This window comes from Flavobacterium sp. UMI-01, from assembly GCF_019656315.1.
Taxonomy (GTDB): Bacteria; Bacteroidota; Bacteroidia; order Flavobacteriales; family Flavobacteriaceae; genus Flavobacterium.
The window spans coordinates 538,964-555,319 of the sequence record NZ_BPLU01000038.1 but is presented as its reverse complement, the minus strand read 5'-3'; the positions used below and the strand labels follow the sequence as shown (position 1 = coordinate 555,319).

Annotated in this window: 11 protein-coding genes; 10 read left to right on the top strand and 1 reads right to left on the bottom strand. The window is 35.9% G+C overall.

The window, feature by feature from the left end:
• Window positions 1-224 precede the first annotated feature (224 nt).
• The 10 genes from K5R64_RS12600 (at window position 225) to K5R64_RS12555 (ending at window position 11,936) form a co-directional block, all read left to right on the top strand.
• The gene (locus tag K5R64_RS12600; protein ID WP_220763902.1) at window positions 225-1,826 is read left to right on the top strand and encodes a sialate O-acetylesterase; all 1,602 of its coding nucleotides are present in this window, start codon (window positions 225-227) and stop codon (window positions 1,824-1,826) included.
• Between the two features lie 24 nt (window positions 1,827-1,850).
• Window positions 1,851-3,299, top strand: a complete 1,449-nt coding sequence (locus K5R64_RS12595) for a hypothetical protein (protein WP_220763901.1) — start codon at window positions 1,851-1,853, stop codon at window positions 3,297-3,299.
• A 117-nt stretch (window positions 3,300-3,416) separates the two neighbouring features.
• Complete coding sequence (locus K5R64_RS12590; protein WP_220763900.1) at window positions 3,417-5,051, top strand: hypothetical protein; 1,635 nt, start codon at window positions 3,417-3,419, stop codon at window positions 5,049-5,051.
• Window positions 5,052-5,057: 6 nt separating this feature from the next.
• Window positions 5,058-5,807 carry a DUF6250 domain-containing protein gene (locus K5R64_RS12585; RefSeq protein ID WP_220763899.1) on the top strand — a complete coding sequence of 250 codons (750 nt, stop codon included), beginning with the start codon at window positions 5,058-5,060 and terminating at the stop codon, window positions 5,805-5,807.
• Window positions 5,807-6,097 (top strand): hypothetical protein, encoded by a 291-nt coding sequence (locus K5R64_RS12580; RefSeq protein WP_220763898.1) that lies wholly within the window; start codon window positions 5,807-5,809, stop codon window positions 6,095-6,097. The genes K5R64_RS12585 and K5R64_RS12580 overlap by 1 nt, the downstream gene beginning before the upstream one ends.
• 2 nt (window positions 6,098-6,099) lie before the next feature.
• Window positions 6,100-8,529 carry a glycoside hydrolase family 3 N-terminal domain-containing protein gene (locus K5R64_RS12575; RefSeq protein WP_220763897.1) on the top strand — a complete coding sequence of 810 codons (2,430 nt, stop codon included), beginning with the start codon at window positions 6,100-6,102 and terminating at the stop codon, window positions 8,527-8,529.
• Between the two features lie 53 nt (window positions 8,530-8,582).
• Window positions 8,583-9,407 (top strand): amidohydrolase, encoded by an 825-nt coding sequence (locus tag K5R64_RS12570; protein WP_220763895.1) that lies wholly within the window; start codon window positions 8,583-8,585, stop codon window positions 9,405-9,407.
• 17 nt (window positions 9,408-9,424) lie between these two features.
• Complete coding sequence (locus tag K5R64_RS12565; RefSeq protein ID WP_220763893.1) at window positions 9,425-10,207, top strand: SDR family oxidoreductase; 783 nt, start codon at window positions 9,425-9,427, stop codon at window positions 10,205-10,207.
• 43 nt (window positions 10,208-10,250) lie between these two features.
• Window positions 10,251-11,579: an L-fucose:H+ symporter permease gene (gene fucP / locus K5R64_RS12560; RefSeq protein ID WP_220763891.1), complete on the top strand. Its 1,329-nt coding sequence runs from the start codon at window positions 10,251-10,253 to the stop codon at window positions 11,577-11,579.
• A 27-nt stretch (window positions 11,580-11,606) separates the two neighbouring features.
• Window positions 11,607-11,936, top strand: a complete 330-nt coding sequence (locus tag K5R64_RS12555) for an L-rhamnose mutarotase (protein WP_220763889.1) — start codon at window positions 11,607-11,609, stop codon at window positions 11,934-11,936.
• A 147-nt stretch (window positions 11,937-12,083) separates the two neighbouring features.
• Here the strand turns inward: K5R64_RS12555 and K5R64_RS12550 are convergent, their stop codons facing one another.
• Window positions 12,084-16,235 carry a hybrid sensor histidine kinase/response regulator transcription factor gene (locus tag K5R64_RS12550; protein WP_220763888.1) on the bottom strand — a complete coding sequence of 1,384 codons (4,152 nt, stop codon included), beginning with the start codon at window positions 16,233-16,235 and terminating at the stop codon, window positions 12,084-12,086.
• Between the last annotated feature and the right edge of the window lie 121 nt (window positions 16,236-16,356).

Here is a 16,356-nt window from a genome sequence, read left to right as displayed (position 1 = left end):
GATTCGGCTATAAATAAGATTGTATTTTCTGGCTGAATAAAATAGCGGTTGTTGTTTTTTGGTTATTTTATCTGTGTTTTCGGGGAATCACGAACATAGTTTTAATGAAATGAACCATCATTTATAGCCTATGAATAATCAGTTATAGCTTAAGATTTTATTTTTCGCCAAATTGCATCATTCTAAATTATAGGATTCAAAAGCGGTGCATTAAAAATATAAAAATGATAATAAAAATCAGGTTGGTATTCGTTTTTGTGACTTTGGCATTAGTGCCAAAAGTTGTAAGGGCGAATGTAAAAGTTAATCCACTTTTTTCAGACCACATGGTCGTTCAGCGTCAAACGGAAATTCCAGTTTGGGGTTGGGCTGATGCTGGTGAAAAAGTGACCGTAAAAGGCAGTTGGGGAAACAGTGCTAGCGTGGTAACGGGAACTGATGGCAGCTGGAAAGTAAAAATAAAAACGCCCAAAGCGGGTGGTCCTTATACCATCACCATTTCGGGAAAAAACACCCTTGTCATCAATGATGTGCTTTCAGGGGAAGTGTGGTTGTGCACGGGACAATCGAATATGGATTTTGCTTTAGCAAAATTTTTAAATGATTCCAAAGACCCACAACATCAACCATTGGTGGAGTACATTCGAAACGAAGTTGCTACTGCAAATGATTCCCAATTGCGCCATATTGAAGTGCTTCAAAACACTTCTTTGTTTGAGAAACAAACGGATTTTAAAGGACAATGGATTAGTGCTGTGCCACAACAAGTCAAAAATATTTCGGCAACAGCCTACTTTTTTGCCAAAGAATTACGTCAAGCCTTGAAAGTACCTGTCGGACTGGTGGAATGCTCTTGGGGAGGAACGCGTGTGCAACCTTGGATTTCTGAAGAAACCTATTTATCGGATAGCAATCTAAAAGAATATTTCGAAGCTAGTAGAAACGAAATCAAGGCAACAATTGAAAAAATGGATGCCCCTGATTATGTGGATGAAGAATACGAACGTCAATTAGCAATATGGAAAGAAAAGGGAAGTAAAGGCGAAAAACCCAAACCAGCGACACATCCTACAAAGAATATGCAACTTCCTGCTACTTTATATAACGGGATGCTGAATGCGGTGATTCCTTATGCTATAAAAGGTGCGATTTGGTACCAAGGGGAAAGCAACGCGGTATATATGCCTAAGGAATATGAAACCTTTTTTACAGCCATGGTCAAAGGATGGAGAAAGGATTGGCAACAAGGCGATTTTTCTTTTTATTGGGTGCAATTGGCAGCTTGTCTAAGAGCCAATGACGAAGCTGACAAAGGTTGGGCAACGGTAAATGACCATTTGAGACGTAGCTTGAAATTACCCAATACTGGTATGGCTGTTTTGTATGATATTGGGGAACCAAAAGACATCCATCCGCATAATAAAATGGATGCTGGAAAACGCTTAGCACTTTGGGCTTTGCAAAAAGATTATAAGATACAACAAGCGGCGATTAGTGGTCCCTTGTATAAAGGTAGGGTTGTGAAAGGAAACCAAATCGAAATTACCTTTGACGAAGTAGGCTCTGGTTTAATGGTGGGGCACAAGAACTTACTAAATCCTACGATAGCAGTAAACGAGCCGTTAAGCCGTTTTGAAATTTCGGATGAAGCTGGAAATTGGAAAACTGCCAAAGCACAGATTATTTCAAAAAATAAAATTAAAGTTTGGAGTGATGCCGTAGCTTCACCAGTCCATGTGCGCTATGCTTGGACAGGAAATCCTGAAGGGGCTAATTTGTATAATAAAGAAGGTTTGCCAGCGGCTGTTTTTACCTCAGAAAAATAAAAAAAGAAAAATTCAAAATACACTATGATTTCAACTACGTTTTATAAGCATTCACGAAAAGGAATGGCGATATTGAGTTTGTTTTTTACAACGAATACTTTTTTTGCACAAAAAGCAACAATGGTTTATACCACTGCTTCTCAAAGATGGGTAACTTCTAAAAAGGTTTTGCAAAAACCTACGACTTCCAAAGAATCCATTACCGTTTATACGGATAGTTTGTTGCAAAAAATAGACGGAATAGGAGGGGCTTTCAATGAGTTGGGTTGGGAGGCTATTTTATCATTAGAGGAAAAAGGCCGTCAAGAAGTTATCAATTCGTTATTTTCAAAAGAAGGCTGTAATTTTTCGCTGTGCCGTATTCCTGTAGGTGCTTCGGATTATTCGTTGAGTTATTACACCCACAATGATGTTCCGGGTGATTTTGTTATGCGTGATTTTAATATTGACAGAGACAGATACATTCTTATTCCATATTTGAAACAAGCGATAAAAGCGCGTCCCGATTTGCAAATTTGGGCTTCACCTTGGTCTCCTCCAGCTTGGATGAAAGTGAACGAACATTATGCTTTGAGAGCGGGAGACTGGAACAACCGACCTATGGGGAACAGAATGGATCCTGGTGCACAAATATTGAGTAATGCTACTGCTTTCAAAATGCAAGACCAATATTTGAAAGCCTATGCTTTGTATTTTTCAAAGTTTGTTCAAGCCTATAAAGCAGAAGGAATTGATTTGCATTCGATTCAGCCACAAAATGAAATTGCGTATGCACCAAACTGGCCTAGCTGTACTTGGAGAGCTGAGGATTTGGGCGTATTTATTGGAGAATATTTAGGTCCACAATTCGAAAAAGACAAGTTGAAAACCGAGATTTGGTTGGGAACGTTGAACTATGCAAATCCAAATTATGTGAGAACCGTATTGGATAATAAAAAAGCAGTTCCATTTATTAAAGGTGTTGGTTTTCAATGGGCGGGCTCCAAGGCGATTCCAACCACAAGCAAAGAATTTCCAAATTTGAAATACATGCAAACTGAAAATAAATGTGGCGAAGGGGAAAACAATTGGACTTCACTCACTAATTCTTGGGAGACCATGGTGCACTTTTTTAAAAATGGCGCTGGGTCTAATATGTATTGGAACATGGTTTTAGAAAAAAAAGGAATGAGTTCTTGGGGATGGCCTCAAAATGCGATGGTATTGATTGATAAAGAAGCCAAAACGATTCGCTATACCGATGAGTTTTATTTGTACAAACACTTATCGCATTATGTGCAACCCGGAGACCATTATTTGAAATCATCAGAAGGGAAAAACCACATCGCTTTTAAACTTAAAGACGGACGCGTGATGGTATTGGTTAACAACCCAGAAACGACTGATAAAGAGATGAATTTCAAAATTGGCAACCAATCGTTCTCGGCGGTGTTAGCGCCTTCCTCAATCAGTTCAATTGTTGTTTCTAAATAGTAGAAATAGAAAAACAGTTGAAGAAATTAATCCACTTTAGGATTAAAAGAGTAGAGTTTTTGAAGCAAATAATAAAAGTTTACAATTAATAATATAAGATACAGTAAAAAAATAAGAATGAAATTAAGGAATAATTTAGCAGTTATGTTGGCGTTAGGGAGTGCTTTGGTACTCAATGCCCAGAATGATGTCAAGATAAATGTTAAGGAAAAAGGAGAAAAGTTTGACCACTATTGGAGTAAGATGGTGGGGGCAGGTCGTGCCAATGAAGGATTAAGAGCCGGCTGGTTAGAACAATTAGAGCAAGTACAACAAAATTGTGGTTTCGAATATGTTCGTTTTCACGGTTTGTTTCACGACGATATGTTTCCAGTTATTACAGAGAAAGGAAAAACTGTGTACAACTGGCAATATATCGATGATTTGTTTGATAGAATGTTGGATTTAAAAGTGAAGCCCTTTGTGGAATTGGCTTTTTTTCCATCCAGTTTTGCTGCCAAAGATTCTAAAACTGTTTTTTGGTGGAAAGCCAATGTTACTCCTGCTGCCGATTCTTTTCAAAAATGGCATGATTTGGTCAAAGCTTTTACACAGCATTGCGTGGACCGTTACGGTAGAGAGGAAGTCTTAACCTGGTATTTTGAAGTATGGAACGAGCCCAACTTACATCCGTTTTTTTGGGATGGAACCAAGTCGCAATATTTTGAGTTGTACAAACAATCCGTTACTGCTGTTCGTTCGGTGGATAAAAGATTTAAAGTAGGTGGTCCATCTACGAGTAACTTTGTACCTGATACCCGTTTTGATGGTGAAGTTACAGATGATAAAGCCTCGGATGCCTTATTTAATACTGAGGATATCAACAGTCTGCAATGGCATGGCGTATGGATAGAAGATTTTTTAAAATATTGTAAAAAAGAGAATCTACCCGTTGATTTTGTGAGTACACATCCTTATCCAACCGATTATGCTTTTAATCCAGAAACAGGAAAAGGGAGAGGATTGACTCGTTTTGTAGGTTCAACCAAATTAGATTTGGAATGGTTGAAAAAAACCATTGCCAAAAGTGCATTTCCTAATGTAGAAATCCATTTAACGGAATGGAGCACCAGTCCGAGTAGTCGTGATGACATGCATGATCGTTTGCCAGCAGCGGCTTATATTGTAAAAACAAATTTGGATTGTATTGGTTTGACCAATTCCTTATCCTACTGGACTTTTACAGACATTTTTGAAGAAAAAGGAGGTGCTGCGAAGATTTTTCACGGAGGTTTTGGAATGATCAATTACCAAGGATTGGTAAAACCATCTTACCATGCGTATAGAATGTTGCATCAATTAGGAGATACTAAGTTGTATAAAAATGATTATTTGTTTGTGAGTAAAAAATCAACTAACGGAAATATTGTTGCGCTAGCCTATAACTATCCTCAAGAATATGAAAATGCTGTTCCTTCTGGGAATAATAAAAGAGAAACGGGTACCGCTAAAGAATTAAACTTCACTTTGACAGGATTAAGACCAGGCGCTTCATTTAAAATTGAAATTTTGGATAAAGACCATGGTAATATTCATAATTATTGGGAAGCCATTGGAAAACCCGAACCCCCAACGAGAGAAGAGATTAAGGTAATGAAACAATATGCTAATAACATGTTGACGTCTTATGTAAATGCGGATAGCAAAGGAAATCTTACTATTAATCGTACGATAAGTCCGTGGAGTTTAATATTAATCAATCAAATTAATTAAAATAGAATGAATAAGTCGAATTATAGTAAAATAATCCATTATTTTGTAATCCTTGTTTTTTTAATGGGAACCCTTTCGTGTGGGAATAAGATAAAAACCATTACTGTAAAAGGCGGAGTTTTGAATACCAAGCTCTTGTACAATGAAACATTTAGTGATGGCATGGAAAATTGGCTTGTCGAGCAAATGCCAAATGGGAAAGTTGCTGTCAAGGATGGCAAACTTGAAATCGATGATGAAGCGGGTTGCACGGTTTGGTTCAAAAATAAATTAAGCGGTTCTATTGTAATTGAATACGATGTATTTATTATTCAAAATGGTGGCGCTAATGATAGGGTTTCGGATTTAAACTGTTTTTGGATGGCCAATGACCCTGAAAATCCAACCAATCTATTTGCGAATGCTGAAAAAAGAGGAGGGAAGTTTTCTAATTACGATGGGCTAAAATTGTACTACATGGGCGTAGGAGGTAATGATAATAAAACCACTCGTTTTAGACGTTATGTGGGCAATGGTGAAAGACCTTTGTTACCAGAACACGATTTAAAAGACGCTAAATTTATGTTGGAGCCTAACAAAACCTATCACATAAAGATTGTAGCTCATGATTCTATTATTCAATATTACAGGGACAATGTTTTGTTAGCAGATTTTGTAGATAAAGCACCTTATACTTCAGGGTATTTTGGATTAAGGACGGTTAAAAACCACATGACAGTTGATAATTTTAAAGTATATCAATTGATATCAAAATAATGAAAACGACAACCAGAATACTGTTTCTTTTAATAGTAAACTTAGTTATTGAGCATACACAAAGTCAAAGTAAAAAAATTACTGAGCCTCTAAATCAACAGGTCTTGGGTAGAGAGTTTTCCGTTTATTTTACTACTGAAGATTTGTACGCACAACAATACATGAATTACTATAGGGAATTGATTATGGTTGAATCGGTAATGCTGAAATTGCGTCAGGTTGAAGACGGTTGTTCCGCATTCCAAAATGGTAGAAGCTTTTTGCTTCAAAAACTCTTTGAATTTAAATAAACATGCAACAACTAATTAGATATTATAAATTGGGCATCGTTTTGTCTGTTTCATTTCTTTTTACAGGAATGAAACCAGGTAAAAAAAACATTTATCATAAAGATTGGATTGATTTTAATAAAAACGGAATCAAAGATGTGTTTGAAGACAGCAAAGCGCCTTTGGAAGCACGAGTGACTAATTTGATTTCCTTAATGAATGTTGAGGAAAAAACGTGTCAACTTGTAACCTTATATGGTTTTGCTCGTGTTTTAGAAGATGAGCTTCCTAATGACAAATGGAAGTCGAGGGTTTGGAAAGATGGGATTGCGAATATTGACGAGCATTTAAATACCATTTGGAACCAAAAAAAGACACATACCCAATATGCGTTTCCCTATAGCAAACATGCTGAGACTATCAATAAAGTTCAAAAATGGTTTGTAGAGGAAACTCGAATGGGAATTCCTGTTGATTTTACCAATGAAGGAGTGCATGGTTTATGTCATGAAAAAGCAACGCCACTTCCCGCACCAATTGGTATTGGAAGTACTTGGAATAAAGAATTGGTTTACAAAGCAGGAAAAATGGTGGGGCGTGAAGCCAAAGCGTTGGGTTATACCAATGTGTATGCACCCATTCTGGATGTAGCTCGTGACCAACGTTGGGGAAGGGTACTAGAATGTTATGGTGAAGACCCTTATCATATCGCCGAATTAGGGAAACAAATGACTTTGGGGATTCAATCTCAAGGTGTCGCTTCAACGATTAAACATTTTGCAGTTTATAGTATTCCAAAAGGTGCTCGTGATGGTGATGCGAGAACCGATCCACACGTGGCTCCACGCGAAATGTTTCAATTGCATTTGTATCCTTTTGAACGCGTAATCAAAGAAGCCGCTCCTATGGGCGTGATGAGTAGTTACAATGATTATGATGGCGTTCCTGTTACGGCAAGTCATTATTTTCTAACCGAATTGCTTCGTGAGAAATTTGGTTTCAATGGCTATGTGGTTTCGGATAGCGAGGCTGTCGAATATGTATCGGATAAACATCATGTGGCCGAAGATTATAAAGAAGCGGTAAGGCAGGTTATAGAAGCAGGTTTGAATGTACGTACCACTTTCAGAACACCAGAATCGTTTGTGGAACCCTTGCGTGAGTTGATTCAAGAAGGAAAAATTTCGATGAAAACCATCGATAGCAGAGTAGCCGATGTGCTGAGAGTCAAATTCAGATTGGGATTGTTTGACAACCCCTATGTTAAAAATCCAAAAGAAGCCGACCAAATCGTTCATACAGCTGATGACGAGGCGTTTTCAAAACAAATCAATCGTGAGTCTTTGGTTTTACTTAAAAATGAAAACAATCTTCTGCCTTTAGACATCAGTAAAACAAAAAAAATTTTAGTAACAGGTCCTTTGGCTGACGAACTCAATTTTACTTTTAGTCGTTATGGTCCAGCTTTTAACCCTTCTGTTTCTGTATATGAAGGAATAAAGAAATATGTTGGTAACAAGGCACAGGTGGATTATGCCAAAGGCTGTGAGGTCGTAGATCCTGACTGGCCGGGTAGCGAAATTATTCCCACTCCATTATCTTCAACTGAACAAGCAGACATCGCTATTGCTGTAGAAAAAGCCAAACAATCGGATGTCATTATTGCTGTTGTGGGAGAAGACGAATTAAGAGTAGGTGAAACAAAATCCCGTACTAGTCTTGGACTTCCGGGACGTCAGTTTCAATTGGTACAAGCGCTTTATGCTACAGGAAAACCAGTGGTATTGGTTTTAATCAATGGCCAACCCTTAACCATCAATTGGGAAAATAAATTTTTGCCAGCCATATTAGAAGCTTGGTTTCCTAGTACCGCTGCTGGTGATGTCATTGCCGAAACCTTATTTGGAGACTACAATCCAGGAGGAAAATTATCGGTTACTTTTCCAAAATCAGTAGGACAAATTCCATTTAATTTTCCGTTTAAACCCGGTTCTCAAGCAGGACAACCCGGTGAAGGACCAAATGGGTACGGAAACACTCGTGTTCTAGGCCCCTTATATCCTTTTGGATACGGATTAAGTTATACTACTTTTGCATATAGTGATTTAGTTGTGACTCCTAAAACATTAAAACCCCAAGCAGATGTAAAAGTATCTTTTAAAGTAAAGAATACAGGGCAAAGGGCGGGTGATGAAATTGTTCAACTCTATCTAAAAGATAAGGTGAGTAGTGTGACAACCTATGAATCTATTTTGAGAGGTTTTGAAAGAATACATTTAAAACCGAACGAAACAAAAACAGTTCATTTTACTTTATCGCCTGATGATTTAGCTATTTTGGATAAGAATATGAATAAAACAGTTGAACCTGGTGTTTTTGAGGTATTAGTAGGGAGTTCATCTGTAGATATTAAGTTGAAAGACCAGTTTGTTGTTCAGCCTATAATCGATTAGCCCCTTTTTTTTAATAAATAAAATTTTAAAATACATATTAAACATAACAACTCATGATAATTGACTCACATCAACATTTTTGGAAATACGATCCCATAAGAGATAGTTGGATTGACGATTCAATGACAGTCATTCGAAAAGATTTTCTGCCACAAGATTTAAAACCGATATTAGAAGTGTCTTCAGTGTCTGGCTGTATTGCCGTTCAAGCTGACCAATCCGAAGAAGAGACTCATTTTTTGTTGCAATGCGCAGAGAACCATTCTTTCATAAAAGGAGTAGTGGGTTGGGTGGATTTATGTGCTGGCAATGTTGAAGGACGTTTGGAATACTTTGCCAAAAATAAATTGTTCAAAGGAGTTCGTCATATCGTTCAAGCTGAAAATGAAGAATTTGTTTTGCGAGAGGATTTTCAAAATGGGATTAGTAAATTGGCACAATTCAATTTGGTGTATGATATTTTGGTTTTTCCTAAACATCTTAAAAATGTGATTCAGTTGGTGCAAAAATTTCCAAACCAACGTTTCGTTTTAGACCATATTGCAAAACCTCAAATGTCAGCAGAATTGGATAGCGAATGGGTAAAGCAAATCCAATTATTGGCGAGTTTTCCAAATGTGTCTTGTAAGCTTTCAGGATTAGTGACTGAAACAGAAAATTTTGAATGGAAAACCTCGTTATTCTCACCTTTTTTAGATATTATTGTAGCCGCATTTGGAACAGACCGACTCTTATTTGGTTCTGATTGGCCAGTGTGTTTATTAGCAGCAACTTACCAAGAAGTATTAGGGATAATAGAAGATTATTTTGTTAGCTTTTCAGATGAAGAAAAACAAAATATAATGGCTAATAATGCCATAAAAGTTTATAATTTATAAATAAAAAGAATATAATAATGGATTTAAAATTAAAAGACAAGGTTATAATCGTAACAGGTGGTTCTAAAGGAATTGGTTTAGGAATTGTAGAATCATTGATTCGAGAAGGAGCTATACCTGCCATCATTACAAGAAACAAACAAAGTGTAGATGAAGTGATGGAAACCTTAGGAGCAGGAGGTGTTGAAGTTTTTGCTACCATTGCAGAGCTAACAAATCCAGAAGAATGTAAAGAAGCGGTGAATGCTGTCGTAGCGAAATATGGTCGTATTGATGGATTAGTAAATAACGCTGGTGTCAATGACGGTGTAGGTTTGGAGTCTGGAGATTATGAGGGCTTTATAATGTCTTTAAAACGCAATGTAGTACATTATTACTTGATGGCTCAATATGCCCTGCCTGAACTTAAAAAGAGCAAAGGGGCTATCGTTAACATAGGTTCTAAAACGGCCGATACTGGTCAAGGAGGTACTTCTGGTTATGCGGCTTCTAATGGAGGTAGAAATGCGTTAACGAGAGAATGGGCCGTAGAATTATTGCCTTATGGTATTCGTGTTAATGCGCTAATTGTAGCAGAATGTTACACACCATTATACGAATCATGGATTAGTACTTTTCCAAATAAAGAAGAAAAATTAGCGGCCATCACAAAGAATATCCCACTAGAAAAAAGAATGACAACTGCTGAGGAAATTGGTGATTCAGTAGCCTTTTTGTTGTCTGAAAAATCGAGTCATACTACCGGTCAATTGATTTATGTTGATGGAGGTTACACTCATTTAGATAGAGCTTTAGAATAATCTAATTATAAAAATTAATTAACCAGATAACCCATTAAATCAAATGAATCAAACACCAAAAGTAGCTGTAGTATCCAAGTCGATACTCTTTCCATTTATTTTAGTAACCTCTTTATTCGCACTATGGGGGTTTGCTAATGCCGTAACTGACCCTATGGTCAATGCTTTTAAGAAAGTATTAGAATTGTCTAACACCCAAGCGTCATGGGTGCAAATGGCTTTTTACGGAGGTTATTTTTGTATGGCTTTACCTGCTGCCATGTTTATGCGTAAATACTCATATAAAGTAGGAGTACTTATAGGTTTAGGACTTTATGCAGTAGGTGCCTTATTGTTTTATCCCGCTGCAATCACTGAAAAATTTTGGTTTTTCTGTTTGGGCTTGTATATTTTAACCTTTGGGCTTGCCTTTTTAGAAACGGCTGCCAATCCTTATATCCTCGCAATGGGAGCCAAAGAAACAGCTACGCAGCGTTTGAATTTGGCACAATCCTTTAATCCAGTAGGATTAATTGCAGGATTATTAGCGGCAAAGTTTTTTGTGTACGACTATTTACAATCCGATGATATTGTTGATTTTAGAGCTTTGGATGAAGCGCAAAGAGCGATGATTAGAGTGGCTGATTTAGCAATTATTCGTGATCCTTATGTAGTGTTAGGATTAGTAATCACGGGCGTTTTTGTGTTGTTTTTAGTCAATAAAATGCCACAATCCAAAGAAGAAGGAGATATGCCAAGTTTAGGACATACTTTTGGGGTATTATTAGCCAATCAAAAATATGTTTTAGGAGTTGTTGCTCAAATATTATACGTAGGAGCACAAATCATGACTTGGACCTATATCTATCAATATGCTGAAGCGATTGACTTGGCAAATGCTAATGTGGTAGGCTATGAAAAAGTAGATGCTTTTAGTTATCAATTTTTAGCCTTTGTATTATTTACAGTAGGTCGTGTTGTGGGAACTGCAATGTTGCGTTATATGAGTTCAGGTAAATTGCTAATGGCATTTTCATTATTAGCTGTAGCAATGTCTTTGGGCTCCATGTTTATTGTAGGGATGGTAGGATTGTACTGTTTGGTAGGAATTTCTTTTTGCATGTCATTGATGTTCCCTACTATTTATGGAATTGCATTAAATGATTTAACCGAAGAACAATCCAAAGTAGGTTCAGCAGGACTAGTAATGGCCATTGTAGGTGGAGCATTATTGCCTATGCTTCAAGGAATGATTATCGATGCTGGAGGAAATGGCGTTGCAGATACTAAAATTATGGGCGTTTCAGAGGTTAATTTTTCATTCATACTTCCGCTATTGTGTTTCGTATATATAGCTTGGTACGGATGTCATGTGTTTCGTAAACACGAGTAAAAATTTAATTATATAGTAAAAAAATATATGGATAAATATTGTTTTGCGTTAGACTTAAAGGATGACGCGCGATTAATCGAAGAATATAAAGAGTATCATCAAAAGGTTTGGCCTGAAATCATTCAAAGCATTAAAGGGGCTGGAATTGAGAATCTTGAAATTTATTGTGTGGGGAATCGCTTGTTTATGATTATGGAAGTAAATGCTTCTTTTTCATTTGATAAAAAACAAAAAAGTGATGCCGAAAACCCAAAAGTTCAAGAGTGGGAAACCTTAATGTGGAACTACCAACAAGCATTACCTATAGCTAAAGAAGGAGAAAAATGGCTTTTGATGGAGAAAATTTTTCAACTGTAACGCACATTAATAAGTTCTCCTTTTAAAGAAATTTGAAAGAAGGTTCGTTTCAACGAACAAAAAATATAGCGACTTCCCTATTTTGGTGAAGTCGCTTTTTTTTAGCTATTGTGTTACGATTTGATAACTATTTTTTATGGGATAATCCTAACTGAAATCGATGTTTTCATTTTTCTCCTTTTCAGCGTATTTTTTGATGTATTCTGTAGGACTCATGCCAAATTCTTTATGGAAACATTTACCAAAGTATTTTTGGTTGTTAAATCCAGTCATATAAGCGATTTCAGAGATGTACATTTCGTTCTTTTTAAGCAATTGAGCAGCACGTTTGAGTCGAATGGTTTTGATGAAATTCACAGGAGTATCATTGATGATTGACTGGAGTTTTCGATACAAATTGGCCCTACTCATTCCTACTTCTGAAGCAAGATATTCAACACTCAATAAGTTATCATTCATAGAATCCTCGATAATTTTGATTAATTTTTTTATGAATTTTTCATCATTGGATTCAATCTCAATTTCGGATGGTTCGGTGGTAATTACTTTACTGTATTTCTCTTTTAGTTCTTGTCTCGAATCCAATACATTTTTTACTTTCCATTTGACAAATTCAAGACTAAAAGGTTTTTCTATATAGTCTTGAGCCCCCAGACTAAGACAGTTGATTTTAGTTTCCACGGCTGTTTTTGCGGTAAGCATAAAAATAGGAATGTTGTGGGTTTCATTGTTATCTTTAAGACGGGTGAGCATGGATATCCCATCTTCTATAGGCATCAGAATATCACTGATGATTAATAATGGTTTTTCCTGAAGCGCAATTTCGTAGCCTTCACTTCCGTTAGAAGCTTCTAAGATGCGATACTCTTCGATTAACTCTTCTTTCAACATGGTTCTCAATTCTAGATTATCTTCAACCAATAAAAGAGAGGGTTTCGTTTTGTTTTTTGCGTTAGCATGGCTATCAAATTCGGATGATATTTCGTCAATAACTTGGAATTCAGAACTTTCGATAAAACTCTTTTTGAGAGGCATGCCTGAATTGATGCGTTCGCTTTTTGGATACCTTTTTTTGTTAATTGGTAAGTAAAAAGTAAATTCAGTAAAGATGTTTTCTTCACTCTCCACCTTTATTACACCATGGTGTCTTTCGATGAGTTTATGAACTAATTCCATACCTATTCCAGTTCCCGGAACGTGATTGGAGCTTGTTTGTGTGGATTGATAGTAGCGATCAAAAATGTATTCTAAATCTTTTTTGGGAATCCCAATACCATTATCCCTAACGGCACATTTTATATAGGTATTATTTCCAAAATCCAAATCCATAGCATCATTCTCATCAGGTTGTGCATAAGCTAGGATAACGGAAATAATACCATTTTCTTTGGTGAATTTAAAAGCATTGGACAAAATATTAAAGAGAATTTTCTCCAAAATATCTACGTCATACCAGCCTATTATCTTGTCTTCTTGGGAAATGAATTGATACTCTATACCGTTTATTTTAGCAAAGTCATTAAAACTGTTTTTAATGATTTTGATGTCTTCAACTATGTTGTTCTTAGAGATGGTTAGTTTTAATTTTCCAACATCAAACTTTCGAACATCCAAAATTTGATTAATCAATCGAAGCATTCTAAGGGTATTGTTGTAAATGCGTTGTGCCGTAAGCGGATTCAATTGGTACTCTTTTTCTTTGATAACTTTTTCAATAGTCCCAAGAATTAAAGTCAATGGGGTACGTAATTCATGTGAAATATCCGTAAAGAAAACCATTTTCATGTTGTTGAATTCATTGTCTTTTTCTCTACTAATGGTTTCTTTAATCAAATTGTTTTTTAGATTGTACCAGTTGTTGATAAGAACATAGCTAAAGTAAATCAATAGCCCAAAAAGAATCCAATAGATAATATAGGCAATTGTACTTTTCCAAAATGGGGGCGTAATGGTAAATTTTAAAACGGTTGGTTTTTCATTCCATATACCATCACTATTAGCACTTTTTACTTTAAACGTATAAGTACCAGGAGCGAGGTCATTGTAGTTGGCATTCCTGTTTGATGCCGTTGTGTGTACCCAATAGTTGTTTAAGCCTTCTAAGATATAGCTGTATTCATTTTTTCGAGGCGAAGTTAGATCTAATGACGAAAAGTTAATTACAATATTGTTTTTGTCGTATGGTAAAACAATAGGTTCATTAGCATTGATATTAATGGTTGAAGAATCACTGATGTCAGGGGTGTTTTGGGTGTTTTTTGAGGCTTCTAATGTTAAGAAATTGGTAATGACTGTTGATGGGGCTTTGTGTTTTTGTAAAAAATGTTTGGGATGTACCACATAAAAACCTTCCGAACTTGCAAAGTAAAGTTGGTTTTTGCTTTTTGCACTAGAATTATATACAAATTGGATGAGTTTAATGCCATCTTCACTACCAAAAGGGGTAAACTTTTCATTTGCAGGATTAAAACAAGTGAGTCCTTCTTGCGTACTCATCCATATAGTACCATTGTTGTCTTCTTCAATGGCGGCAATGGTTTTAGGTGCTAAACCATTATTTTTATTAAAGTTTTTAAAGGAATCTCTTTTTTTGTCATATAAATTTAGACCGCCTCCTCGGGTTCCAATCCAGATTCTTTTTTTGTGATCCTCTTGAATCGCTAAAATAGCATTGGAAGACAATCCATCCTTACTGGGTTTGTATTCTTTAAAGGTTTCGTGATTTAAATCTATTTTATAGAGACCTTCTCCTCGGGTTCCAATCCATAACTTGAAATCACTCGCTAAATAGATGGCTGAGGTATGGTGGTTGGCTAGTTTTCTAACCACTTCTTTTTTAAATTTAGAAATGGTATTGTCTGTATTAATTACGTCAATACCGCCTTCCCATAAGCCAACCCAAATTTCTTTTGAACTTATTACATTCACATCGGTAATACGTTTATTGTAGGATTTGATTTTGATTAATTGGATTCTGTTGGCGTTCGGATTGTAATTAACGGATTTGTATAAATCAGAATCACTACTAATGAAGAGTTCTGTTTTATCATAGTTGTAAAAGACAGTATTGATTTGGGTAATCTTTGTAGCGGCACTTGCCTCGATTTCGCTGTAAGTATAGCTTTTAGAATTGTATCGATACAGTCCGTTATTTGTACCTATCAACAGATTATTTCCTGTGTCCTGTAAAATACAATTGAGAAAAGAGTTTTTAATTTTAGAAAAATTTTCGACAGCATTAAAGTCAAATAATGCCGTTCGGGCTATTTGTTTGTTGATTCCATTGGAGGAGCCTATCCATAAGTTGTCATAAGAATCAAATAAAAGTGTCGAAATTTGGTTACTCAATAGGTTTCCGTTGGAGGTACCTTTTGAGTAATGACTAAATTGGTATTTATTGTTATTCCTAGACGCTTTTATTAAGCCATCAGATGTTCCAATCCAAATATTTTGACCATTTGGACTAAAAGTCATGGTGTTTCCATTTCCTTGTGAACCAAAGGAATTCATAAAGTTAGGATAAGCCTCTAAAATTTCAAGGTTATGGTCTGCTTTATTATAAAGGACTATGTACAAGTCTCTTTTGGTCAACACGGCAATACGGTTGTTGCTCATGTCTTTCATTGTAACTACTTCTTGGGTAAAGTTGGTAGGAACGTAGTGGTTTTTCTTGTTAAGCAGGTAAATTCCTTTGGAGGTACCTGTCCACATTCTTTTAAAGCTGTCTTCAACAATGGCGTTGATTTGTTTGTCAAACTTTACTAAATTTTTTAGTTCATTGTAATTAAAATGGGTTTGCAATTGAATTTTATCAATGTTTTGATTGGGTTCAATTTGAACTAAACCAATATTTCGAGCATTTACCCATATCTTACCATCAGACGTTTTTTTTAAAACAACCGAGGTATTGTTTTTGTAATAACCATTAAATTTATTTTGTTTGCGATCATAATAAATTAAGAAACTTTCACTTCCTATCCAAAGGTTGTTATTGTTGTCTTCTACGATAGAATTTATACTGTTGTTAGGAATAGAGTACGTATCAAAAACACTATTTTGATATTCAATTAAATTATGTCCATCGTAGCGGTATAAACCCGAATTGGTACCAATCCATAAAAATCCAATACTATCTACAAATAAGGTATTTACTTTTTTATTGAATAAAGCCCCTTGGATATTTAAACTGTAAAATGATGAATTATTGGATTGAGAAAAGCAAGTAAAAACAGTAAAAAAAAGTACAAATAGCCATTTGAAAGGAGCTATAAGAGCGTTCTTTTTTGTAAATTTATTCATGTGGTTTATTGGGTTTTATGGTTGTAATGGTATGGAGGTGTCCTAAAAACACAAAGCTAAAGATACTCTTTTTTAGCCGCATTATCTTGGGTGTGTCGCTACATTATGTTTTATTATAGGG

Coding starts and splice junctions, on each gene's coding strand:
- K5R64_RS12600 (WP_220763902.1), top strand. CDS start 225: ATGATAATAAAAATCAGGTTGGTATTCGTTTTTGTGACTTTGGCATTA.
- K5R64_RS12595 (WP_220763901.1), top strand. CDS start 1,851: ATGATTTCAACTACGTTTTATAAGCATTCACGAAAAGGAATGGCGATA.
- K5R64_RS12590 (WP_220763900.1), top strand. CDS start 3,417: ATGAAATTAAGGAATAATTTAGCAGTTATGTTGGCGTTAGGGAGTGCT.
- K5R64_RS12585 (WP_220763899.1), top strand. CDS start 5,058: ATGAATAAGTCGAATTATAGTAAAATAATCCATTATTTTGTAATCCTT.
- K5R64_RS12580 (WP_220763898.1), top strand. CDS start 5,807: ATGAAAACGACAACCAGAATACTGTTTCTTTTAATAGTAAACTTAGTT.
- K5R64_RS12575 (WP_220763897.1), top strand. CDS start 6,100: ATGCAACAACTAATTAGATATTATAAATTGGGCATCGTTTTGTCTGTT.
- K5R64_RS12570 (WP_220763895.1), top strand. CDS start 8,583: ATGATAATTGACTCACATCAACATTTTTGGAAATACGATCCCATAAGA.
- K5R64_RS12565 (WP_220763893.1), top strand. CDS start 9,425: ATGGATTTAAAATTAAAAGACAAGGTTATAATCGTAACAGGTGGTTCT.
- fucP (WP_220763891.1), top strand. CDS start 10,251: ATGAATCAAACACCAAAAGTAGCTGTAGTATCCAAGTCGATACTCTTT.
- K5R64_RS12555 (WP_220763889.1), top strand. CDS start 11,607: ATGGATAAATATTGTTTTGCGTTAGACTTAAAGGATGACGCGCGATTA.
- K5R64_RS12550 (WP_220763888.1), bottom strand. CDS start 16,235: ATGAATAAATTTACAAAAAAGAACGCTCTTATAGCTCCTTTCAAATGG.